Here is a 23,231-nt window from a genome sequence, read left to right as displayed (position 1 = left end):
ACGTCCTCGGATTATCGGGTCGGCTTATCAGCACGACCTGAGATAAACAGCATGTCGATAATCAATATGGCGGCTCCGACAGTAATGGCGCTGTCAGCCAGATTGAATGCCGGATAATACCAGCCACCATAATGCAATGAAATAAAATCAACTACATATCCATGCAGGATACGGTCATAGAGGTTACCTAGAGCACCTCCCAAAATCAGTGCCAATGCCAGGCGCATCCACCACTGCTGCGGGGGTGTACGCATCAGCCAGACTACCAGCAGGATACAGACCAGCAGGGAAATGCCAACAAAGAACCAGCGCTGCCAGCCACCGGCTCCCGCCAAAAAGCTGAAGGCCGCGCCGGGGTTGTGCAGCAGGGTGAGATCAAAAAACGGCAGCAGAGGGACTGGGCTGGCATACACCAGCATCTCTGTTGCCAGCCACTTGCTACCCAGGTCCAATACTACTACCAGCAGGGTAAGCCCCAGCCAGCGCCAGGCACTGGACGGGGTATGTGTCTGACTGTCAGGCATAGTAGCGTTGTTCACCACTACCGCTGACGTTGTCTACACAACGACCGCAAATTTCTTCATGTTCCGCATGTTCGCCAACATCAGCGCGGTGATGCCAGCAACGTGCACACTTGGGATGCTCCGAAGCGGCGACGGTGACTTTCAGACCGTCCACAGAGGTTTCTCTTGCCTCAGCACCTTCAGCCAGTGGCTTCAGCGTGACCGCGGAGGTGATCAGGACAAAGCGTAGCTCATCACCCAGACGCTCCAGATCGGTTTGAATGCTATCACTGACATAGAGTATCGCTTCGGCTGCCAGAGAAGCCTTGACCAGTTTTTCGCCACGGGCATCTTCCAGACACTTGTTCACCGCATCTTTGATCGACATGATACGGCGCCAGTAGGCATCGCCCAGTTCATCATCTGCCGACAGGGTAAACAAGCCTTCATACCAGTTGCTCAGCAACACACTGTCACGACGGCTGCCTGGCAGCACTTCGTAGATCTCTTCAGCGGTGAAGGTCAGAATCGGTGCGATCCAGCGGGTCAACGCTTCGGCAATATGGTACAGCGCGCTCTGGCAGGAGCGTCGTGCCAGGCTATCTGCCTGGGTGGTGTACTGGCGATCTTTGATGATATCCAGATAGAAACCACCCAGTTCCTGCACACAGAAATTATGCACAGCCTGATAGACATCCAGGAAGCGGTAGTCATCATAGGCAGCAATGATTTTCTGCTGCAGACGCCAGGCAGCATCCACGGCCCAGCGATCCAGTGCCAGCATCTGGTCCGGTTCAACCAGGTCTTTGGCCGGATCAAAACCCGTCAGGTTTGCCAACAAAAAGCGTGAGGTGTTGCGGATACGTCGATAGGCATCGGCAGTACGCTGCAGTATCTGTTTGGATACCGCCATCTCACCTGAATAGTCAGTGGCTGACACCCACAGGCGCAGAATATCGGCGCCCATGCTGTCGGTCACCTCTTGTGGCGCAATGACATTGCCCAGGGACTTGGACATTTTATAGCCCTTCTCATCCACCACAAAGCCGTGCGTCAGTACCTGTTTGTAAGGGGCCACACCGTTGATAGCGATAGAAGTTTTCAGCGATGACTGGAACCAGCCACGGTGCTGATCGGAACCTTCCAGATACATATCGGCCGGGAACTGCAGCTCTTCACGGGTGCGCAACACTGAATTATGTGTGGTGCCTGAATCAAACCAGACATCCAGAGTGTCGGTGACTTTATCGTAATCAGCTGCTTCTTCGCCCAACAATTCGGCGGCATCCAGCTCAAACCAGGCATCGATACCGTCTTTTTCGATACGCAGCGCTACGGCTTCAATCAGCTCCTGAGTACGCGGATGCAGCTCGCCGGTCTGCTTATGAGTGAACAGCGTAATCGGCACCCCCCAGGTACGCTGACGCGATATACACCAGTCCGGGCTCTGCTCAAACATGGCTTCGATACGTGCCTGACCCCAACCAGGGAACCACTGCACCCCTTTGATCGCTTCAAGCGCATCGGCACGCAGGTTTTTATCATCCATAGAGATAAACCACTGCGGCGTGGCGCGGTAAATCAGCGGAGTTTTGGTGCGCCAGCAGTGCGGATAGCTATGCTGGAATTTTTTCATGTGTACCAGTTTGTGTTCACGTTCCAGGGCATCACAGACAGGCTCATCGGCCTTGTAAACATGCACGCCAGCAAATTCGCCAGCCGCATCACTGTAAGTACCGTTGGCCTGCACCAGATTCAGCGTGTCCAGACCATATTCCTGGCCCACGATAAAGTCTTCCATACCATGATCCGGCGCGGTGTGCACCGCACCCGTACCCGCTTCAGTAGTCACGTGATCACCGAGGATCACCGGTACCTGGCGGTCAAACACCGGATGCTGCAACAACTGACCTTCCAGCGCTTTACCACTACACTCTGCCAGTACCTGGTACTGCTGAATACCCCAGCGTGCCATGATAGTGTCAACCATCTCAGCCGCAACGATCAGGCGCTCTTTACCGTGATTGATCGCGGTTTCAACCAGGGCGTAATTCAACTCGGCATGCAGCGATACCGCCTGATTGGCCGGGATGGTCCAAGGGGTGGTGGTCCAGATCACAATGGACACAGGACCTTCGCCCGCCGTGGTATTGAACAGAGCCAGCACGGCGCTTTCATCCGCTACGGTCATGCGCACATCGATGGCGATAGAGGTTTTTTCCTGATACTCGACTTCAGCTTCCGCCAAAGCCGACTGACCGACCACGCTCCAGTAGACTGGCTTGTAGCCCTTCACCAGATGACCGTTTTCAATGATCTTGCCCAGTGAACGCACGATATTGGCTTCAGTTTCGGCATTCATGGTCAGGTAAGGCTTATCCCAGTCACCAATCACGCCCAGGCGGATAAAATCGTCTTTTTGCCCCTTGATCTGCTTGGTCGCGTAATCACGGCACTGCTGACGAAATTCGCGGAAGGGCACCTTGTCACCGGCACGACCGATGGTGGTTTCCACCTTGTGCTCAATCGGCAAACCATGACAGTCCCAGCCAGGGATATAGGGTGCATCAAAACCACTCAGGGTTTTCGCTTTGACAATCATGTCCTTGATCACTTTGTTAACCGCATGACCAATATGAATACTGCCGTTGGCGTAAGGAGGGCCATCATGCAAAATAAATTTGCGACGACCCTGCCCTTCTTCACGCAGACGTGCGTAAAGATCGATCTCAGCCCAGCGCGCCAGACGAGCTGGTTCACGCTGTGGCAGATTACCGCGCATCGGAAACTCGGTTTCCGGCAGATTCAGAGTGTGTTTGTAATCGGTCATATCAGTTAACTTCCGCAAGTGAATTCTGCCCGGTGCTGTCAGCAAACCAGAGACGGGCCGTTTCAATATCTGAAAAAATCTGTGTTTTTAACGCATCAAGTCCATCAAAGCGCTTTTCGGGACGTAAAAAATGCAGAAACTCGACCTGCATCAACTGCCCGTAGAGATCCTGATCCCAATCGAACAGGTGTACTTCCAAAACCGGCAAGCGGCCATTAATCGTCGGTCTGACACCGACATTACAGATAGCCTCGAGGTCATGCCCGCAAAAGCGGGCCCGTACCGTGTAGACACCCTGTAACGGGCACCGGAAGCGGTGCATACGCACATTGGCGGTAGGCACGCCCAACTGACGACCGAGTTTATTGCCATGCTGCACCCGCCCGGTCACACGGTAGGGGCGTCCCAGCAGTTGTTCGGCCAGTTCAAAGTCACCGCGCATCAGTGTTTCTCTGACCAGCGTACTGCTCACTCGCTGTTCGTTAATCAGGTAGGTATGCGTATTCTCTACCGAAAAATCATGCGCGGCTCCGGTGGCTTCCAGCATGGCATAATCACCAGTGCGGTCACAACCGAAGCGAAAATCATCACCGACAACAAAGTGCCGCACATGCAGGCCATTGAGCAGTAATTCATCGACAAACGCCTGCGCCGACATACTGCGCAAACGGGCGTTGAATGTCAGACACAGTACCCGGTCAATACCCTGATCCCGCAACAGCCGCACCTTTTCATCAAAGCGCGTCAGCCGTGGCGGTGCATCACTGCCAGCAAAGAACTCCCGCGGCTGAGGTTCAAAGATAATTACGACACTCGGCAGGCCCATTTCAGCCGCTTTCTGCTTGACCTGTTGCAGCACTTTCTGGTGACCCAGGTGTACGCCATCGAAATTACCAATGGTGGCCACACAGCCTCGGTGTTTGTCGCGCAGATTATGTAAGCCTCGGATCAGTTCCATGCCATTATCTTGGGTCAGAATCTAAACCGCGCATTATAGTCGAAAAAGCACACTATTATCAGCCCTGTTAAGGCTTTTGTCAGGCCCGCAGATGACGTAAGCGCAACCCGGCAAGCCACTGGGCCGCCAGATAGATCAAACCACCGCCAATTACCAGCAGCGCCAGCCATTCAACCCGCTGCCATAAACCAGCACTTAACCAGGCTTCAGTGTCAGCACTGAGGCTCAGCAGGTAAGTCAGCAGAAGCGCATTGGCGAACAGCGTACGCAGCCATACACGCCCCCACCCCGGCTGCCAGCGCAACACACCAACCTTGAGCAAACCTAATAACAACATCCCCGCATTCAAAAAGGCCGACAGCGAGGTCGCCAGTGCCAGACCCACATGATCAAGCGGCCAGACCAGAATCAGGTTGAACAACATATTCGCCGCCATCGCCCAGATAGCGATTTTCACCGGGGTTTTCATATCCTGGCGGGAGAAGTAACCAGTCGCCAGCACCTTGATCAACATGAAGGCCAGCAAGCCCAGCGCATAAGCCTTTAGACTCATACCCGCCATCATTACATCCCTGTCCTGCATCTCACCATAGTGAAACAGGGTGGCAATCAGGGGCTCAGCCAGCACTACCAACGCCAGCGCAGCAGGCAAGCCAATCAGCAGGATCATCCGCAACGCCCAATCCAGCGTAGCGGAAAACACCTTGTCACTTTTATCAGCATGATTACGTGACAGCGCGGGCAGAATCACCGTGGCGATCGCAATACCAAATACCCCCAGGGGCAATTCCACCAACCGGTCGGAGTAATACAGCCAGGACACACTGCCATTTTGCAGAAAGGAGGCCAGCACGGTATCGAGCAACAGGTTGATCTGTGCCACTGACACACCGAACAGGGCCGGCACCATCAACGTCATGATCCGCCGTACCCCTTCATCACGCCAACCCATCGTCGGCCGTGGCAACAGACGCAAACGAGCCAGAAAGGGTAACTGGAACAGCAACTGCATCACCCCTGCCAGGAACACGCCCCAGGCCAAGCCCATGATCGGCGGGTCCATCATCGGACTGATCCACAGCGCGGCGCCAATAAGACACAGATTCAGCAGCACCGGGGTAAAGGCGGGAATAGCAAAGCGTTCGTAGCTATTAAGAATCGCACCACAAAAAGCAGTCAGAGAGATCAGCAGCAGATAGGGAAAGGTAATGCGCAACATCTCCGATGCCAGCGTAAAGCGCTCTCCCCCGGCAAGATAGAACCCCGGCGCAAAGATCGCAGCCAGCACCGGTGCCGCCATCATCGCCACCAGTGTCAGCAACAGCAGCGTCATCCCCAGAGTGCCAGCCACCCGATTGACCAACATCTGCACCGCTTGCAGGTCACGCTGAGTACGGTATTCCGACAGTACCGGCACAAATGCCTGAGAAAACGCCCCTTCGGCAAACAAACGACGCAGAAAATTGGGAATCTTGAAGGCCACAAAAAACGCATCTGCATGCCCACCAGCACCAAAAATCGACGCGATAGTGACATCACGAACCAACCCCAAAACCCGTGAAAGCAGGGTCATAATACCAACCGTACCACTGGATCTCAGCAACCCGGCTTTTTTAGTCTCTGCCTGTTCCAATTCTGCTTTACTCCACCCGTTCTGTGTTATCCTTTACCGCGATCGGCAAGACGCGCAAATAATAACTTTCTTTTTGCGCCACTCATAGCATAGAATCGCGAGAAGAATGATATAAACAGTTGACTTTTTGTTCACTAACATGAATAATTTCGCGTCTGTTTTTCGGCACTACTACCGCCGTATTTTGATCAACCTAAGTTTAAAGGAGCCAGACTGTGGCTAATTCCGCAGGATCCCGTAAACGTGCTCGCCAGGCGGAGAAGCGTCGTCAGCAAAACGCTAGCCTGCGCTCCACAGCGCGCACTTACCTGAAAAAAATCTTCGCCGCTATTGAAACCGGCGACAAAGCCGCTGCTGAAGCTGCATTCAAAACTGCTCAACCAGTTCTGGACAGCTCCGTCAATAAAGGCATCTTCCACAAGAACAAGATTGCTCGTTACAAGAGCCGCTTGTCTACGAAGATCAAAGCACTGGCTTAAGACTCCAAGGTCTTATATGCGCCGCTCTTGCGCATCCATGCGCCCGCGGCATACCGTACATCTTGTACATAAAAAAAAACCGGCTCATCGCCGGTTTTTTTGTGTCAGGCCAGCACCATATTATCGCGATGCACCAACTCTTCCTCGCCCATAAAGCCAAGAATCGACTCTATCGCCCGAGTTGGATGACCCAGTATGCGAGACGCATCATCAGCGCCGTAGTTTGCCAAACCACGAGCTATCACACGTCCAACTTCATCAATAATCATCACCATCTCACCGCGTGAGAAGTCACCGGTAACTCTGAGCACTCCGGCTGGCAACAAACTACGCCCACTTGCGGTCAAGGCCTTCACCGCACCCGCATCCACCATCAAGGTGCCACGCGCTTGCAGATGCCCGGCAATCCATTGTTTGCGGGCAGCCATCGGCTCACGCTCAGGTGTCAACAGGGTACCCAGCGCCTCACCCTCAAACAGACGCCTGAGGACGTTATCTTCGCGACCACTGGCGATCACCGTAACCGCACCGGAACGTGCCGCCAAGCGCGCTGCACGCACCTTGGTGATCATGCCACCACGACCCAGCGCACCACCATCACCCGCTACTGCCAACACGCGCTCATCTTCAGCCCGTGCCTCACCAATTAACTCAGCCGTTGGATCCTGACGTGGATCGGCACTGAACAGACCCGATTGATCCGTCAGCAGGATCAACGCATCCGCCTCAACAGCATTGGCAACCAGGGCACCCAGAGTATCATTGTCACCGAAACGGATTTCGCTGGTGACCACGGTATCGTTTTCATTGACGACCGCCACCACGCCCAGCTCAATCAAGGTACGCAGAGTGGAACGCGCATTCAGATAACGCTTGCGGTTAGACAGGTCATCATGCGTCAACAGCACCTGGGCCGTATGCACGCCATGCTTCCAGAAGCAGGCTTCCCAGGTCTGTACCAGACCCATCTGGCCGACAGCGGCAGCGGCCTGCAGACGAAACACTTCATTCGGTCGGGTTTTCCAACCCAGACGACTCAAACCCTCAGCCACCGCGCCGGATGACACCAGAATGACTTCGATACCCTGCTCACGCAACGACACCAACTGTTCGACCCAGCGGGCAATTGCCTGTTGATCCAAACCCTGACCATCATTGGTTAACAGTGAGCTGCCAATTTTAACAACCCAACGCCCTCGACGAACCAAGCGCTCACGACCCGTCATGCTTTTCTCTCTCCGTCAGCGAACATACTCGACTTCGACATCGTAATCGTCGTCATCAAAATCATCATCCCAGTCATCATCTTCACGCTTGGCACGCAGCTCTTCACGCAATCTGGCCAGATTTTCACGCGCTTCAAGATCGATGATTCGACGAGTTTCCTGCTCCTGCTCCAGCAACTCCGGATTTTCAGATATTGCCTCTTTACGTGCGTCCAGGAAGTTTTGCAGATCATGCGTCAGCGGCTTCAGGCCAGTTTTATTCAAGGCCGAGATACGATACAGCGGACCCTGCCACTCCAATGCATCCACCACGGCCTGACAGGCGGCGTCCTGCTCATCTTCAGGCAGCAAGTCCAGCTTATTCAATACCAGCCAGCGTGGTTGCTGCGCCAGAGTTTGACTAAAGCGTTTCAGCTCTTTAGTTGCAGTGATCGCTGCTTCTGCTGGCGTGGTTTCATCCCAGGGTGCCATATCGACGATATGCAACAGCACGCGGTTACGCGCCAGGTGTTTCAGGAAGCGAATCCCCAAACCCGCACCTTCTGCTGCTCCTTCGATAATGCCGGGGATATCAGCGACCACAAAACTACGCAACGCATCGGTCCTGACCACACCCAGGTTCGGAATCAGCGTGGTAAACGGATAATCTGCCACTTTCGGCGTGGCCGCAGAGACACCACGGATAAAGGTGGATTTACCTGCATTCGGCAAGCCCAGCAAACCGACATCGGCCAGTACCTTCAGCTCCAGACGCAAGTTACGCAACTCACCGGGTGAGCCTTTGGTTGTCTGGCGCGGCGAGCGATTTACACTGCTCTTGTAACGGGTATTACCCAGGCCGTGAAAACCACCCTGGGCAATCTTTTCCCGCTGACCTATTTGTGTCAGATCAGCCAATACCTCATCGGTATCCACATCAACGATGGTGGTACCCACCGGCACCTTCAAGGTCAGATCCTCACCCTTGCCCCCAGTGCAATTAGAGCCTCGACCCTGTTCGCCACTGGGCGCTTTGTACTGACGGGTAAAGCGGTAATCGATCAGGGTATTCAGACTCTCATCAGCCTCGACCCAGACAGAACCACCGTCACCGCCATCACCGCCGTCAGGACCACCTTTCGGGATGAATTTTTCCCGCCGAAAGCTCATGCAGCCGTTTCCGCCTTTACCCGCTTCTACGGTAATGGTTGCTTCATCGACAAATTTCATCTTTTCTCTCCCGAAAGGTAGTACCTTTCTATGTTAATCCATAAAAAAAGCCCCGCTAGGCGGAGCTTTTTTTAGGCTTAGCTGCAGGTTTCTCAGGCAGGTACGACGGTTACGTACTTACGCTTCTGAGCACCTTTCACAACAAACTTAACAACTCCGTCTGCTGTCGCAAACAGTGTATGGTCTTTACCCAGACCGACGTTGGTACCAGCATGGAACTTAGTGCCGCGCTGACGAACCAGTATATTGCCAGCAATCACTGCCTGACCACCGAAACGCTTTACACCCAGACGTTTGGATTGCGAATCGCGGCCGTTGCGAGTTGAACCGCCTGCTTTCTTATGAGCCATTGTATCTCTCCTATGCGTTTTTCGGCAGCGTAATTAAGCGCTGATGCCGGTAATCTTAACTTCAGTGAACCACTGACGGTGGCCCTGACGTTTCATGTGGTGCTTACGACGACGGAACTTGATGATAGTCACTTTATCACCACGACCGTGACTAACAACCTCAGCAGAGACCTTAGCACCTTCAACCACCGGCGCACCGACAGTTACGTTATCGCCATTGCTAACCAGCAATACGCGATCGAATTCAACTTTAGCACCTTGCTCAGCTACCAGCTTTTCCAGCTTCAGCGTCTGACCTTCTTGCACACGGTACTGTTTACCGCCACTCACAATCACTGCAAACATAATTCTCTCCAGGTTACGCTTGTCCGGCTACTGAAACGAAACCTGCTTCTAAGGGCTGCTTCTTCAAGCGATAAAACCCTATAACAGGGAGCGATGATTTGGACAAGCTCAGGGCGCGCAATTATACAGATACACCCACTACAGATCAAGCAATAAACAGTTTAGTTTATATCTGCTCAAGGCTAAAACGACACGAGCCAATTACGCAGAGGCCAACGCCTTGACTTGCGCATGACGAAAACACCCTTGCTCATGATCATTCACCATCCCCACAGCCTGCATAAACGCATAACAAATTGTCGGGCCGACAAAACCAAAGCCCCGTTTTTTAAGATCTTTACTCATACGCACCGACGCATCCGTCTGCACCGGCACCATCTTAAGGTTTTCCCAGCAATTCTGTACTGGCCGATAATCAACAAACCCCCAGAGATAACGGTCCAGTGAGCCGAATTCTTGCTGAATCTGCAAAACGCCTCGGGCATTTTTAATCGCCGCGGCGATTTTAAGACGATTGCGTACGATGCCAGCATTACTCAGTAAACGCTGCACATCCGCATCCATATAAGCGGCGACCTTCACAGGATCAAACTGATCAAAGGCTTGACGGTAGTTTTCTCGTTTTTTCAGAATTGTGATCCAACTGAGCCCCGCTTGCGCACCTTCCAGTATCAACATTTCGAACAGATGGCGATCATCATGCGCAGGCACACCCCATTCCTGATCGTGATACTCAATATAGAGCGGATCATCACTACACCAGCCACAACGTTTTTTCATATCCCAGATCCTTATATTTATACAAACCGTAGCAAACTGCATGACCCTAGAATATACCCCACTTTCTTGACATCGGGCACCGCACTCCCTAGCATTCAGCCATCATTAATTTCCAGCCATCGAATACATGCAGCCACATCAGCTAAATCCACTTATCGAACCTCAGTTCGACGCCGTGACAGATTTCATTCTTAACAACCTGGGTTCTAACGTACCGCTGGTTGAGAAGATGGGCCATTACATTGTCGAAAGTGGCGGTAAACGCATACGCCCACTCTTAGCACTGCTAAGTGCAAATGCGTGTGGTTATCAGGGTGAGCTACATATCCGATTGGCTGCTGTGATTGAATTTATTCATACCGCCACATTACTGCATGATGACGTAGTCGATAATTCCGAACTGCGCCGCGGCAATGCCACAGCCAACGCCAAATGGGGCAATGCACCCAGCGTACTGGTCGGCGACTTCCTCTATTCACGCTCTTTTCAGATTATGGTGGAAATTGGCCGCATGGAAATCATGCAGGTTATCTCCAACGCCACCACAGTAATCGCCGAAGGTGAGGTACTACAGCTCCTCAATCAGCGCAATCCGGATACCACCGAAGACAGCTATATGCAGGTGATTCTGGGCAAAACCGCCATGCTGTTTGAAGCCGCTACTGAATGCGGCGCCATCCTGGCTGATGCCTCATCCGCTGATCGTGAAGCCATGCGTCTATATGGTCGTCATATTGGCATTGCTTTCCAGATTACCGATGACGTGATGGATTACCTGTCTACCGCTGAAGAGATGGGCAAAAACGTTGGCGATGATCTGGCTGAAGGCAAAGCCACTCTGCCGCTGATTCGAGCCATGCAGTGCGGCACTGAGGCGGAGCGCACCCTCATCCGTAATGCCATACGCCAAGGCGGCCTGGAAGATCTGCAGCCAGTACTGGATATTGTCAGAAATACCGGGGCCATCGACTATGCGCAAGCCACTGCACAGCAGGAAGCTGACAAGGCTATCAACGCCATCAACGAGTTAGCAGACTCCTCATTCAAAACAACGTTGACTGAACTGGCAGGCCTGGCCGTTGCGCGTAAAAAATAACGCCACGCAAATAGCTGTGCAAATAATCAGCAACAGGTCGTGCCTCTGCTACACTCTAACGGTATAATCCCAAGATTAAATTAAATCTCATTGTTTTTGGACAGATATTAATTCATGACTAAGCCCTCATCTTTTGAACGCGAAGACCTTCTGAAATGCGGTTACGGCGAAATGTTCGGACCCGGCAACGCCAGACTGCCAGTCGGCAATATGCTGATGATGGACCGAATCACCACCATTTCCGCAGACGGCGGCGAACACGGCAAGGGCGAAATCATTGCTGAGCTGGATATCCATCCCGATTTATGGTTTTTCGATTGCCATTTTCCGACCGATCCGGTGATGCCAGGCTGCCTGGGCCTGGATGCCATGTGGCAGCTGGTAGGTTTCTTTCTTGGCTGGAAAGGCAACAAGGGGCGTGGCAGAGCGCTCGGTGCAGGTGAAGTGAAATTTTTCGGTCAGGTGCTACCCACTGCCAGCAAGGTTACCTACCATATCCAGCTAAAACGTGTAATTGAGCGCAAGTTGGTAATGGGTATTGCTGATGCCAGCATGTCGGTGGATGGGCGTGAAATTTACTCAGCCAAAGATCTGCGGGTGGGCTTGTTCACCTCTACTGACAACTTCTGAACCAGATCATTGTCGAACCAATTATAACAAACACGTAACGTTACGTTAAAAGCAGAGAGAGTCAGCACATGCGACGCGTTGTGATTACCGGAATGGGTATCGTTTCCTGTCTTGGGAATGATAAAGAAACAGTTCTTGATTCATTGAAACAAGGACGCTCTGGCATTTGCTTCCAGCCGGAATACAAAGAAATGGGGTTCCGTAGCCAGGTAGCCGGCCAAGTGAACATTGACCTTGAAAGCCTGATTGACCGCAAGCTGCGTCGTTTTATGGGTAATGCATCTGCTTATGCTTACCTGTCAATGAAGCAAGCCATTGAAGACTCAGGCCTGACCGAAGACCAGGTTTCCAATGTGCGCACTGGACTGATAGCAGGTTCTGGCGGCGCATCATCAGCTGATATTGTCGAAAGTGCGGACATACTGCGAGATAAGGGCGTGCGCCGTGTCGGCCCTTACCGCGTAACTCGTACCATGGGTTCTACGGTATCCGCCTGCCTGGCAACACCGTTTAAAATTAAAGGGGTTAACTACTCCATCACCTCCGCCTGCGCCACCAGTGCACATTGCATCGGTAATGCGATGGAGCTGATCCAACTGGGTAAGCAGGATGTGATTTTTGCTGGCGGTGGCGAAGAACTCCACTGGTCACTGAGCGTCATGTTTGATGCCATGGGCGCCCTGTCCAGCAAGTACAACGACACCCCAGAAAAAGCCTCACGCGCGTATGATGCCAACCGCGATGGATTTGTTATCGCCGGCGGTGGTGGCATGCTGGTCATGGAAGAACTGGAACACGCCAAAGCCCGCGGCGCAAAAATTTACGCTGAAATCGTCGGCTACGGTGCGACATCCGATGGCTACGATATGGTTGCGCCTTCTGGTGAAGGTGCGGTGCGCTGCATGCAGCAAGCCCTGTCAACCGTTGATGGCCCAGTGGATTACATCAACTCTCATGGCACCTCAACCCTGGCAGGCGACATTCAGGAACTGAAGGCCATGCAGACCTTCTTCGCTGACAAGATGCCACCGGTCAGCTCTACCAAGTCACTGACCGGTCACTCACTGGGCGCCACAGGTGTTCAGGAAGCCATCTACTGTTTGTTGATGCAGCAAAATAACTTTATCTGTGCATCTGCCAACATTGATGAGCTGGATCCGGAAGCGAAAGGCCTGCCGATCGTGACCGAGCGCAAGGATGATGTCGACCTGCAACGCGTCATGTCCAACAGCTTTGGCTTCGGTGGTACCAACGCAACGCTGGTACTGCAGAAGTACAACGACTAATCCCCATCAACCTATGCTGCTCAATGCGGACGTAGGTGAAAGCTTCGGCATCTGGCCCCTGGGTCGGGATGCCGAAGTTATCCCCTGGCTGGATCAGGCCAACATCGCTTGCGGCTTTCACGCCTCAGACCCGCTCACCATGCAAAAAACTGTTATTCTGGCGCTAGAGCATCAGGTCAGTATCGGTGCACACCCAGCTTACCCTGATCTGATTGGTTTTGGTCGTCGCAGCCTCAAGGTCAGCAAGGATGAGCTTCGCGCATTAATTCACTATCAAGTTGGCGCCTTGCAAGCCATCACCCGGGCCGAAGGGGGTCAGGTGGATTATGTCAAACCCCATGGCGCACTCTATAACGACATGATGTCAGATCCTGTCCTGCTGCAGGGTGTTATGCAAGCAATTGCAGCACTCAATCAAACCGACAAAACACCTTTGAGTCTGATGCTGTTAAGCCGAGCGGATAATACCGCGGCGCAAGCCCTCGCCGAGCAGTGTCAACTCCCGCTTATTTTCGAAGCCTTTGCTGATCGCGCCTATACCCATGAGGGCTTATTAATGCCGCGCAGTGAACCCGGTGCAGTACACCAGGACCGCGAGCTGATATTGGCACAGGCGATTAGTCTGGCAAAGCAACAGTGCGTCACAACCCCATCTGGCCCCTTAACGCTCAAAGCCGACAGTCTCTGCGTACATGGTGACAATGAACAATCTATCGCCACCGTAACAGCCATCCACCAGGCACTGAGGCAGCGCTAAGATGCGCTGGTCTGCTGAAACCGCAGGCGTTAATGCGCTATTGCTGCGTTTTGCTGAGGTGATGAGCCCTGAACTCAGCGCCAGCATCCACCAGATCAGTCTACGGCTACAAAACTCGCTAGGTGATCGGATATTGAATCTGACACCGGCCTACACCACACTGTTGATCGAGTACGACCTGTTGCAGGACACCCAGGCCTCGTTACTGACTCGTATTACGCCTTTACTGAATAACCGCCCCCCTGACACACCGCTGGCAGACGCTGAACCAATCAACATACCGGTCTATTACGATCCACACACCACCGGTCCGGATCTGGTCGCGCTGGCCGAGCAGAAACACTGCACAGTCGAGGATATTATTCGGCGCCACTGTCAGCAGGAGTACCGGGTCTATGCGCTGGGTTTCGCTCCCGGGTTTGCCTATATGGGAGAAACCCATCCTGACCTCCAAGTCACGCGCCTGGAAACACCCAGAGCGCGGGTCCCGGCTGGCAGCGTGGCGATTGCCGACAACCAGACAGCTATCTATCCGATCGACTCACCCGGAGGCTGGCGGCTTTTGGGTCGCACGCCGATGAAACTCTTCAATGTGCAGGCTGACCCACCTGCCCTGCTGCAACCCGGCCAGCGCGTACGCTTTCATCCTGTGGATAAAGAAACATTTATTCAGCTAGGCGGCAATCTGGATGATCTGCTCAATGGGGAGCTATCCTGTGACTGATCAATCTCACTACCTGGACATTACCGCCACCGGTGTACTCAGCCTGATTGAAGATGCCGGACGCCAGCGTTGTGCACATCTGGGCTTGACCGTAGGGGGTGTTATGGATCGGCATGCCTGGGCCTGGGGCAATCGTTTGGTAGGCAATCGTTGGGGCGCTGCTGCCGTGGAAATCACTATCGGCGGTCTGAAGGGCCGCTTTATGCAGGCGACACAAATAGCACTGACCGGAGCAGATCTAAAAGCCCGCTTGAATGGCCAAGCAATCGCCCCTTGGCAAACCCAAGCTGTTGAAGCGGGTGACGTGCTGGAGACGGGTTATGCCACCAGCGGTATGCGCGCTTACTTATGCATTCGTGGAGGCTGGAAAACCCCCAAAGGGCTGGGAGAAAGCCGCTCTTGTGTGCTGCGGGAGCAACTCGGAGGGTTGGACGGACTAGGATCAGCCCTGAAAAGCGGCGATCATTTAGCCTATCAGCCGACCCAGGCAGAACATCGCTGTGCACTGACGAGCCTGCCCAGCCAGTTTATTCCTGACTACAGCTCACCCGCACAACTGGACTTTTATCCTAACCCACACAGCCAAGTGAGCGAAGACATCACCGAGGCTCTGCTGACCAGCAACTGGACCCTGTCCAGCAACTCTAACCGTATGGCGGCACTACTGGAAGGCCCTAAACTGGAAACGACGGCACGCGCCCTGATATCAGAAGGTGTCGCTGCAGGCACAGTACAACTGCCACCCTCAGGCCAACCCATTATTCTGTTGAATGAACGCCAAAGCATTGGCGGCTACCCGAAACCCGGATTTGTCACCTTGCGCAGCCTGGATCATTTGGCACAAGTTCGACCGGGGCAGACTGTACAGTTACGTTCTATCAACCTTGAGCAAGCACAACAGCAGGAAGCTGCTTTTCTACGTTTCTTCCGCTAGACCTGTCAAGCGGCCCCGATCGCTTTCATCTGCGCCATCATCCACGCCATCACTTCCTGCTGCACCTCATCAACGCTGCGACCCTGAGTTTCAATCGGCTCACCGATAACCAGTTGTACCGTACCTGGGTGTTTAACGAAGGATTTTCCCGGCCAGCAGATGCCGGCATTATGCACCACGGGAACAACAGGTACGCCCTGGCTCACCGCTAACATAGTGCCACCCTTGTTAAACCGCCCCTCTTTGCCAACTGCGACACGCGTACCTTGCGGAAAAATAACTACCGGAATTCCCTCAGACAGCCGCTCCTTACCCTGCCGGAGCAGTTGTTTGAGCGCTTCACGGCGCTGTGAGCGATCCAGTGCAATCGGTTTCAACAATGCCAGCGCCCAGCCAAAAAAGGGAATTTTCAACAACTCGCGCTTGAGTACTACCGACTGGGGTCGGAAGACCAACTGAAAATACAAGGTTTCCCACTCACTCTGGTGATTTGACAAGGCTACATAGGGGCGGTCTTTAGGCAGGTTTTCCAGACCTGTCACCTGAGTTTTAACACCACAGGTTACCCTCAGCCACCAGATGTAAAAGTAGTTAATCCCTGTCAGGAAAGAAAAACGCGCCCGAAACGGCAGCAGCGGACCGATCAACAAACAGGGTATAGCGTAGAGGATGGTTAAGGGATAAAAGCCTGCTGCAAATAAAAAAGCACGTAATTTAAGCACTTTTTACCCCCTTGGCCGCTTGTTCAACTCGTTCACGATTGAATACCGGATTAGCATACATATTTTTCAAATAGGGCTGAGCCAGCTCGTCCACCTGCACCAGACGCTCCTGCAGTAGTTGCCTAGCGACATCTGACTCGGTTCGCCCTGCCGCAGCCAGGTGAGTCGGATGCAGATAGTAGCCACTAAGTATCTGCCGATCAATTTCGGCCGCCAGCGCCTCCGGGGTGTCAAAGTTACCCTTTATCGGCTCGCCAAAGTCGACATGCACATGCCCCTTGGCACCGGTAATGCCTTTGACAATACTATCGATATCTTCAAACTCTGATTTTTGATACTTGCCCTCGGTCGCCACCGCTGCCAGCTCTTTGGCTTTTAAGGCATCACAAGGATCAAACTCATAAGAGATAGAAACAGGAACGATATTAAGACGCTCAACCATTTCAGCAAAGCTTCGCTGCTTGCGATGTGACATATAGAACATTTTCAGCAGAGTTGGGTCCGTGCGATCATTGCCATCTTTGGAGCGCCCTTCTCGTTGCGCGATCCAGACAGAGTGACCGGTAGTGATGCTGTGATCTATATAGCCTGACAGCAGTGTCATCGCCGCCATCATTTCGCGGGGTGCCTTGATCGAGCGCCTGACGATAAAACTTTTGTTCAGACGCATCAAATCCGAAATATAGGGTTTGCGTAGCAGATTATCGCCGATGGCAATACGCACTGTATTCAAACCATACTGATACAGCGCCCAATTGACGAAAGCCGGGTCCATGGCAATATCACGATGATTGGATACAAACAGATAGGACTCTTGCGGGTCGAGACGATCAATACCGCTGCAGCTAAGCTTGCTGGTCGAACGATTAATCATCTTGGTCATATAGTTGGCGATAAACTTCTGAAAGCTGGTAATATTTTCTATATCACCCACCTTGGCCGCCAAACCAATGCGGACCACAGGTCTTAACAAACGCCGCATAAAACGTGGCAACCGGGGAAACTGGTAGTGAGTAATCACATCGACCAACTCGTTATCCCGAATCATGCGGTTCAGGACTTCTGCGACCTCATTATCTCGATAGGGGCGAATCGACTGAAACGGATCAGCGTTCTGATTCTGTTCGCTCATGGATAATACCAACAACCTGACTGTGGAAAACGCGCATTCTAGCCTGTTTGTGCTCAAATTACAGTGACGCAAGGATGATTTGCGTCACCTTTGCCATAGCAAAATTTACTTCGCACCAAGAGTTCTATATAATTTTCGCCCTTCCAATAACCCATGTTTATCGGGATGCCGCTTTGTTTTTGATCATGAGTCCGCCCTAGCGCTCACCCAGCACGGATGACCTTACGTACCCTGTGCTGTCACAATGTCATGCTAGGCTGATAGCAATTCAGCCAGCCCACTCTATATCCCGGCCGGGCACAGCATTTGCATTGATCTGATCAACCCACTCTTATAATGATGACGCTGATTCCTCCTGGATTTCAGCCACTATGCTAACTGACTAAACGGAATGTTCTATGCTTCTTTCTTCGACGCGCCAAGACTGGTTTGGCAATATTCGCGGTGACCTGCTTGCAGGTATAGTTGTTGCGCTTGCTCTAATCCCTGAAGCCATTGCCTTCTCTATTATTGCCGGTGTTGACCCGCGCGTGGGCCTGTATGCTTCCTTCTGTATTGCCGTAATCATCGCTATCGTCGGGGGCCGCCCAGGTATGATCTCGGCCGCGACCGGTGCCATGGCCTTGCTGATGGTGACACTGGTTCGTGATCATGGTCTGGAATATCTGCTGGCCGCTACCCTGCTGACCGGTGTATTACAAATTATTGCCGGTTACATAAAGCTCGGCAGCCTGATGCGCTTTGTATCCCGCTCTGTGGTCACTGGTTTCGTTAACGCCCTGGCCATCCTGATCTTTATGGCGCAATTACCTGAATTAACCAACGTTAGCTGGCATGTCTATGCCATGACCGCCGTGGGCCTGGCCATTATTTATCTATTTCCTTACATCAACAAAACCATTCCATCGCCACTGGTCTGTATTCTGGTGTTAACCGGGCTGTATTTACTGCTGGATCTGGATATCCGCACGGTCAGCGACATGGGTAAGCTACCTGATACCTTGCCTATCTTCCTCTGGCCCGACGTGCCCCTGAATCTGGAAACCCTGTGGATCATTCTACCCTATTCTGCAGCTCTGGCTGTTGTGGGTCTGCTGGAATCACTGATGACCGCAACCATTGTTGATGATCTGACCGATACTAAAAGCGACAAAAACCGTGAGTGCAAGGGCCAGGGCATCGCCAATATTGGTGCTGGCCTGATCGGCGGCATGGCCGGTTGTGCGATGATTGGCCAATCTATTATCAACATTAAATCAGGCGGTCGCGGACGGCTATCAACAATGACCGCCGGTGTTTTCCTGCTGTTTATGGTGGTATTCCTGAGTGACTGGATCGGCCAGATTCCCATGGCCGCACTGGTAGCGGTTATGATCATGGTCTCTATCGGTACCTTTAGCTGGACATCGATCAAAGATCTGAAAAAACACCCTATGTCGACCAATGTTGTCATGGTTGCCACCGTCGTTGTCGTCGTTGCTACACATAACCTGGCCTACGGCGTGTTTGTCGGGGTACTGATTGCCGCGATCAACTTTGCCAACAAAGTAGGCAAGTTTATGTATGTTGGATCAGAACTTAAAGAGCAAACCACTCGCGTTTACACCGTGGTGGGACAGGTGTTTTTCAGTTCATCTGACCAGTTCACCGAATCCTTTAACTTCAAAGAGGATCTTGATAATGTGGTGATCGATCTCAGTCGCGCACATTTTTGGGACATTACCGGCGTTGCCGCACTGGATAAGGTCGTGATTAAGTTTCGTCGCGAAGGCGTTGAAGTGGAAATCATTGGCATGAATGAAGCCAGTGCCACCATCGTTGACCGTTTTGGCGTGCATGATAAGCCCGATGCTGTCGATAAGCTGATGAGCCACTAATAAGGAAGAAATAATGAGCAAAGTAATCGCGTGTATCGACACCTTCAACCATACCGCCGAAACCGTTTGCGATTATGCCGCCTGGTCCAGCCTGCAGATGCAGGCGCCTCTGGTGATTCTGCATATCCTTGAAAAAGCAGAAAAGCCTGCCAAGGCTAATCTCAGCGGCAACATCGGCCTGGGTACGCGGGAGCATCTGCTGGATGAGCTTTCGCAACTGGATGAACAGCGTTCAAAAATCATCAAGGAGCAAGGGCGACTGATGCTGCAGGACGCCAAACAGCGCGTTGCTGATACAGGCATAGACACAGCCGAAACCCTGCAACTGCATGGCGATCTGATTGAAAGCCTGTCTGAACAGGAAGATGACATCCGCCTGCTGGTCATGGGACGTGAAGGCAGCCACGAAAACAGTGCATCGCATATCGGTACCCATCTGGAAAGCGTTATCCGGACAATGCACCGCCCGATGCTGATCACCATGGGTGACTTCAAGGTACCGGAACGCTTCCTGATCGCCTATGATGGCAGCGCCACCACCAACAAAGTCGTCAACATGGTCGCCAGCAGCCCCTTGTTCAAAGGCATTCCCTGTACGCTGCTCACCATAGGTGCGGACACCAACACCCTGCGTGAAGAACTCAAAGCGGCTGCCAGCAAACTGGAAAAAGCCGGTTTTGAGGTAACGCAGGAAATTCGTGCCGGTGATGTCGACAAGGTGATCAATGCTACCGTCACAGAATTGAATATTGACCTGCTGGTAATGGGCGCTTACGGCCACTCCCGCATACGTCAGTTTCTGGTTGGCAGCACCACCACCAAACTGCTGCAGAACAGCCAGATCCCTGTACTCTTGTTGCGCTGAGACCAACCACAGGTTATTGATACTGGGCTGAAGTACGCTAGCGATTGCGCTGATCTCTGAGCATGCTACAGTTCAAGGGTTAGCCACAAGGAAAGCGAGCCGATGCCCAGAAATCTACGCCTGTTCTTTGCTCTTATTAGTGATTCCATCCGTGTATTGATTCCCTTCATACTGCTGGGTGCGGTATTTTTCTATATCGCCTGGCAATTTGTTGAACCTGCACCGCCAAGCCGCTTCACCCTGGCAACGGGTGGCAGTGGCGGCGCTTACGAGCAAACCGGGCAACGCTATGCCAAATCCTTTGCTGACAGTGGATTTGAGCTGGAACTGATCAACACCGCCGGTTCCGTGGATAACTGGCAGCGCCTGCTCAATGGTGAAGTGGATGCGGCGCTGGTGCAGAGTGGCACACTGCCTGAAGGCGACGCGCTGCCACTGGAAGCCGTTGTCAGCGTAGCTCTGGAACCCTTGTTTGTGTTTTACCGACCGGAAGCGGTCAATCTGTCAGATACACAAGAACTCGCACGCCTGGACCAACTCAGCGGTCTTAAAGTGGCCATAGGTGGTGAAGGTAGCGGTACACGCAAACTGGTCACCGCCTTGCTGGAAGAAGCCGGATTACTGGATATAGCACTCGACAATGATCTGCTGCTGGAACAAGGCGGCCAACAAGCGATGGTGCTGCTACAAGCGGGCGAGATCGATGCGGCCGCCTTTGTTATGGCACCGGATGCACCGTTAATGACGGAATTACTGTCTGATCCCTCCCTGCAAGTCATGAACTTTTCCCGCGCTCAGGCGCTGGCCCGTCGCCTGCCTTACCTTACCGGCGTAACTCTGTACCAGGGTGTTGTTGATCTGAATGCCAACCTGCCTGCAACTGATATCCAACTCATCGCGCCAGCGACTTATATCGCCATCCGAAATGATGTGCATCGCTCCATGGTACAACTGCTGATTGAAGCCGCAAAACAGGACCAGGGACGCATCAACCTGATCACCGACAACAATCAGTTCCCGTCACTAGAGCAAACCGATATCACCATTTCAACCGATGCCCAATACTACCTCGAACGTGGTCCCAACATACTCCACCGTCACCTGCCCTTCTGGCTCGCCTCACTAGTCGACCGACTGGCTATTTTAATCATTCCGCTACTCGCCATTATGATTCCACTGATGCGCGTGGCACCCCCGGCTTTCCGCTGGCGTATCCGCCGCCGCATCTACCGCTGGTATAAGAAGCTGCGCATTATCGATGATGATCTGGCCAAACCGGATGTACCCCTGACCCTGTTACAAAGCGACCTGGAGCTGGTACGAAGCTTTGAAAATGACGTCGCCGATACCGTAGTACCCCTCTCCTACATGGAAGAGTTCTACAACCTGCGCTTGCATGTCGCCTATATTCGTAGCCGCCTGGAAGAGCGTATAGCGGCGTTATCCTAACCAGACAATCTTGAATGCGCATTAAAATGCGCATAAACTGAGAATTATAATAGCTCTCGGGAGGCAATGATGGCTGAACTCTACAATACAAACGCGCCCAAAAAAGCAGCAAACCTATCAGTTAACAGTGATCTGCTAAGCAAAACCCGCGCTATGAACATTAACCTCTCAGCCACGCTAGAACGTGCCTTGAGAGAAGAACTTGCCAAATGCGCGGCAAGCCAATGGGTTGAAGAAAACCGCTCTGCGATCCAAAAATACAACGAATTCGTTGAACAACATGGTTGCTTCGGTGATGAATTTCGGGAGTTTTAATGGCTCAGTTCGATGTTTACCCTAATCCAAGTAAAACCAGCAAAGCCCACTACCCCTATTTGGTGGACGTTCAAAGCTCTCTACTGACCAATCTGACAACCCGTATCGTTGTGCCACTTGGCAAACGTTCTGTCTTTGGCAGCAATACGATGCGAGGACTGACACCAGAAATAACCTTCGACGATCAGGAACTCCTGCTGCTTGTCCCGCAAGTAGCCTCTGTGTCACAAAAACACCTGAAGAATCCAATAGGCACTCTCGCGCATTTCAGAGAGCAGGTTATTGAAGCCATCGATCTTGCGATCACCGGTATTTGAGGAATGTAGAAGGACTTCATTACGACACTGTGGATGATATGCGATGCCTCAAAGTTAAGTTCTCAGCAGAGCTTATCGACGCTGTTTCTATTAATGCTATCCATGTACCCAATGATTACACAACCTCCCGTATTTTTAGAGCTAAGGTTAAAAAATCAGGAGAGGCAGGACTTCAATATCGCTCAGTCAGACATGCAGGGGCGACTTGCTGGGCACTAATGTCGCCTTCGCCTGTCGAGTCTGCCGTTCAAACACAGCACTTTGAGTTCGTCTTTGATGGAGAGAGTATTTCAAAGGTTCGTGAACTCAAACTATGATTCCAACTCTGGCACACAAGCGCTACGAAATGTCGTGCTCTTTAAAACGGTACCATCCCCGCAGGTGCGGAGAACACTGAGTTGATCCGGTCATGATTGCTTCCTATACTAATTGTGCTGTAGGCCTAGTACTCCGAGGTACGACCTAAGATCCTGCGCATGGGTGGAACGGCGGGGCGATCCACCCTCATTCAACGTCTTCACGCCTGTACAGCAATACACCTTCCCGGCGCTGCTCCATGCATGCCTCACGATTTGGCAATGCTACACCTTTGCGGTTCATCCCCGCAGGTGCGGGGAACACATTTTCGGACAGCAGCGCTGGTTCCAGGTTCGCGGTTCATCCCCGCAGGTGCGGGGAACACTTGGATGGAAGGCCCAGCAGCTACGTTTCAATCGGTTCATCCCCGCAGGTGCGGGGAACACCGCGCCAGTGATCTGGCACGCTCCTCAAGCATCGGTTCATCCCCGCAGGTGCGGGGAACACGGTTTGAGCC

The 23,231-nt window shown here is 52.6% G+C and carries 24 protein-coding genes and 1 CRISPR repeat array (1 of these 25 cut by a window edge); of the genes, 13 read left to right on the top strand and 11 right to left on the bottom strand.

Annotation, left to right across the window (positions count from 1 at the left end):
• Window positions 1-11: 11 nt before the first annotated feature.
• The 4 genes from lspA to murJ form a co-directional block, all read right to left on the bottom strand.
• On the bottom strand, window positions 12-524 hold the full coding sequence (lspA, locus tag F5I99_RS01840; RefSeq protein WP_151053379.1) for a signal peptidase II: 513 nt from the start codon (window positions 522-524) through the stop codon (window positions 12-14).
• Window positions 517-3,333 carry an isoleucine--tRNA ligase gene (gene ileS / locus F5I99_RS01835; protein ID WP_151053378.1) on the bottom strand — a complete coding sequence of 939 codons (2,817 nt, stop codon included), beginning with the start codon at window positions 3,331-3,333 and terminating at the stop codon, window positions 517-519. Before ileS ends, lspA begins: the two co-directional genes overlap by 8 nt.
• 1 nt (window position 3,334) lies before the next feature.
• On the bottom strand, window positions 3,335-4,291 hold the full coding sequence (ribF, locus tag F5I99_RS01830; RefSeq protein WP_151053377.1) for a bifunctional riboflavin kinase/FAD synthetase: 957 nt from the start codon (window positions 4,289-4,291) through the stop codon (window positions 3,335-3,337).
• A 79-nt stretch (window positions 4,292-4,370) separates the two neighbouring features.
• A complete protein-coding gene (murJ, locus tag F5I99_RS01825; protein ID WP_225307508.1) occupies window positions 4,371-5,924 on the bottom strand; it encodes a murein biosynthesis integral membrane protein MurJ in 1,554 nt (517 codons plus the stop codon).
• Window positions 5,925-6,139: 215 nt separating this feature from the next.
• On the opposite strand from murJ, the gene rpsT reads away from it, so the two are divergent.
• Window positions 6,140-6,403, top strand: coding sequence for a 30S ribosomal protein S20 (gene rpsT / locus F5I99_RS01820; RefSeq protein ID WP_151053376.1), 264 nt, complete (start codon window positions 6,140-6,142; stop codon window positions 6,401-6,403).
• Between the two features lie 104 nt (window positions 6,404-6,507).
• Here the strand turns inward: rpsT and proB are convergent, their stop codons facing one another.
• From proB to F5I99_RS01795, 5 genes are all read right to left on the bottom strand, one after another.
• Window positions 6,508-7,629, bottom strand: coding sequence for a glutamate 5-kinase (gene proB / locus F5I99_RS01815; protein ID WP_151053375.1), 1,122 nt, complete (start codon window positions 7,627-7,629; stop codon window positions 6,508-6,510).
• 15 nt (window positions 7,630-7,644) lie between these two features.
• Window positions 7,645-8,838 carry an Obg family GTPase CgtA gene (cgtA, locus tag F5I99_RS01810; protein ID WP_151053374.1) on the bottom strand — a complete coding sequence of 398 codons (1,194 nt, stop codon included), beginning with the start codon at window positions 8,836-8,838 and terminating at the stop codon, window positions 7,645-7,647.
• Window positions 8,839-8,930: 92 nt separating this feature from the next.
• Window positions 8,931-9,188 carry a 50S ribosomal protein L27 gene (gene rpmA / locus F5I99_RS01805; protein ID WP_036523240.1) on the bottom strand — a complete coding sequence of 86 codons (258 nt, stop codon included), beginning with the start codon at window positions 9,186-9,188 and terminating at the stop codon, window positions 8,931-8,933.
• A gap of 33 nt (window positions 9,189-9,221) precedes the next feature.
• Window positions 9,222-9,533 carry a 50S ribosomal protein L21 gene (rplU, locus tag F5I99_RS01800; RefSeq protein ID WP_036523239.1) on the bottom strand — a complete coding sequence of 104 codons (312 nt, stop codon included), beginning with the start codon at window positions 9,531-9,533 and terminating at the stop codon, window positions 9,222-9,224.
• A gap of 201 nt (window positions 9,534-9,734) precedes the next feature.
• Complete coding sequence (locus F5I99_RS01795; protein ID WP_151053373.1) at window positions 9,735-10,313, bottom strand: DNA-3-methyladenine glycosylase I; 579 nt, start codon at window positions 10,311-10,313, stop codon at window positions 9,735-9,737.
• Window positions 10,314-10,440: 127 nt separating this feature from the next.
• Between F5I99_RS01795 and F5I99_RS01790 the strand changes: the two genes are divergently transcribed.
• The 6 genes from F5I99_RS01790 to F5I99_RS01765 all read left to right on the top strand — a co-directional run bounded on the left by F5I99_RS01790 (window position 10,441) and on the right by F5I99_RS01765 (window position 15,740).
• Window positions 10,441-11,409 (top strand): polyprenyl synthetase family protein, encoded by a 969-nt coding sequence (locus F5I99_RS01790; protein WP_151053372.1) that lies wholly within the window; start codon window positions 10,441-10,443, stop codon window positions 11,407-11,409.
• 114 nt (window positions 11,410-11,523) lie between these two features.
• Window positions 11,524-12,039: a 3-hydroxyacyl-[acyl-carrier-protein] dehydratase FabA gene (gene fabA, locus F5I99_RS01785; protein ID WP_151053371.1), complete on the top strand. Its 516-nt coding sequence runs from the start codon at window positions 11,524-11,526 to the stop codon at window positions 12,037-12,039.
• A 68-nt stretch (window positions 12,040-12,107) separates the two neighbouring features.
• On the top strand, window positions 12,108-13,325 hold the full coding sequence (fabB, locus tag F5I99_RS01780; protein WP_151053370.1) for a beta-ketoacyl-ACP synthase I: 1,218 nt from the start codon (window positions 12,108-12,110) through the stop codon (window positions 13,323-13,325).
• Window positions 13,326-13,338: 13 nt separating this feature from the next.
• Window positions 13,339-14,082 (top strand): 5-oxoprolinase subunit PxpA, encoded by a 744-nt coding sequence (locus tag F5I99_RS01775; protein ID WP_225307507.1) that lies wholly within the window; start codon window positions 13,339-13,341, stop codon window positions 14,080-14,082.
• A 1-nt stretch (window position 14,083) separates the two neighbouring features.
• The gene (locus tag F5I99_RS01770) at window positions 14,084-14,806 is read left to right on the top strand and encodes a 5-oxoprolinase subunit B family protein (protein WP_151053369.1); all 723 of its coding nucleotides are present in this window, start codon (window positions 14,084-14,086) and stop codon (window positions 14,804-14,806) included.
• On the top strand, window positions 14,799-15,740 hold the full coding sequence (locus F5I99_RS01765) for a 5-oxoprolinase subunit C family protein (protein ID WP_191905925.1): 942 nt from the start codon (window positions 14,799-14,801) through the stop codon (window positions 15,738-15,740). Before F5I99_RS01770 ends, F5I99_RS01765 begins: the two co-directional genes overlap by 8 nt.
• A 5-nt stretch (window positions 15,741-15,745) precedes the next feature.
• Here F5I99_RS01765 and F5I99_RS01760 read toward each other — a convergent pair whose 3' ends face one another.
• Window positions 15,746-16,462 carry a lysophospholipid acyltransferase family protein gene (locus F5I99_RS01760; protein ID WP_225307506.1) on the bottom strand — a complete coding sequence of 239 codons (717 nt, stop codon included), beginning with the start codon at window positions 16,460-16,462 and terminating at the stop codon, window positions 15,746-15,748.
• Entirely contained in the window at window positions 16,455-17,594 is a 1,140-nt protein-coding gene (locus F5I99_RS01755) for a 1-acyl-sn-glycerol-3-phosphate acyltransferase (protein ID WP_151053367.1), read from the bottom strand. Before F5I99_RS01755 ends, F5I99_RS01760 begins: the two co-directional genes overlap by 8 nt.
• A gap of 398 nt (window positions 17,595-17,992) precedes the next feature.
• On the opposite strand from F5I99_RS01755, the gene F5I99_RS01750 reads away from it, so the two are divergent.
• From F5I99_RS01750 to F5I99_RS19935, 6 genes are all read left to right on the top strand, one after another.
• A complete protein-coding gene (locus tag F5I99_RS01750) occupies window positions 17,993-19,471 on the top strand; it encodes a SulP family inorganic anion transporter (RefSeq protein ID WP_151053366.1) in 1,479 nt (492 codons plus the stop codon).
• Window positions 19,472-19,484: 13 nt separating this feature from the next.
• Window positions 19,485-20,336, top strand: a complete 852-nt coding sequence (locus F5I99_RS01745) for a universal stress protein (protein ID WP_151053365.1) — start codon at window positions 19,485-19,487, stop codon at window positions 20,334-20,336.
• Window positions 20,337-20,438: 102 nt separating this feature from the next.
• Complete coding sequence (locus F5I99_RS01740) at window positions 20,439-21,785, top strand: TAXI family TRAP transporter solute-binding subunit (protein ID WP_151053364.1); 1,347 nt, start codon at window positions 20,439-20,441, stop codon at window positions 21,783-21,785.
• A gap of 69 nt (window positions 21,786-21,854) precedes the next feature.
• A complete protein-coding gene (locus F5I99_RS01735; protein WP_151053363.1) occupies window positions 21,855-22,100 on the top strand; it encodes a type II toxin-antitoxin system CcdA family antitoxin in 246 nt (81 codons plus the stop codon).
• Window positions 22,100-22,417: a CcdB family protein gene (locus F5I99_RS01730; protein ID WP_151053362.1), complete on the top strand. Its 318-nt coding sequence runs from the start codon at window positions 22,100-22,102 to the stop codon at window positions 22,415-22,417. The genes F5I99_RS01735 and F5I99_RS01730 overlap by 1 nt, the downstream gene beginning before the upstream one ends.
• A gap of 38 nt (window positions 22,418-22,455) precedes the next feature.
• Window positions 22,456-22,734, top strand: coding sequence for an RES family NAD+ phosphorylase (locus tag F5I99_RS19935; RefSeq protein WP_407670344.1), 279 nt, complete (start codon window positions 22,456-22,458; stop codon window positions 22,732-22,734).
• Between the two features lie 275 nt (window positions 22,735-23,009).
• A CRISPR array of direct repeats spans window positions 23,010-23,231; the repeat unit is 29 nt; unit sequence CGGTTCATCCCCGCAGGTGCGGGGAACAC (it continues 4,565 nt past the right edge of the window).

The organism is Nitrincola iocasae, assembly GCF_008727795.1.
GTDB lineage: Bacteria > Pseudomonadota > Gammaproteobacteria > Pseudomonadales > Balneatricaceae > Nitrincola > Nitrincola iocasae.
This window is presented reverse-complemented; position numbering and strand designations above follow the sequence as displayed.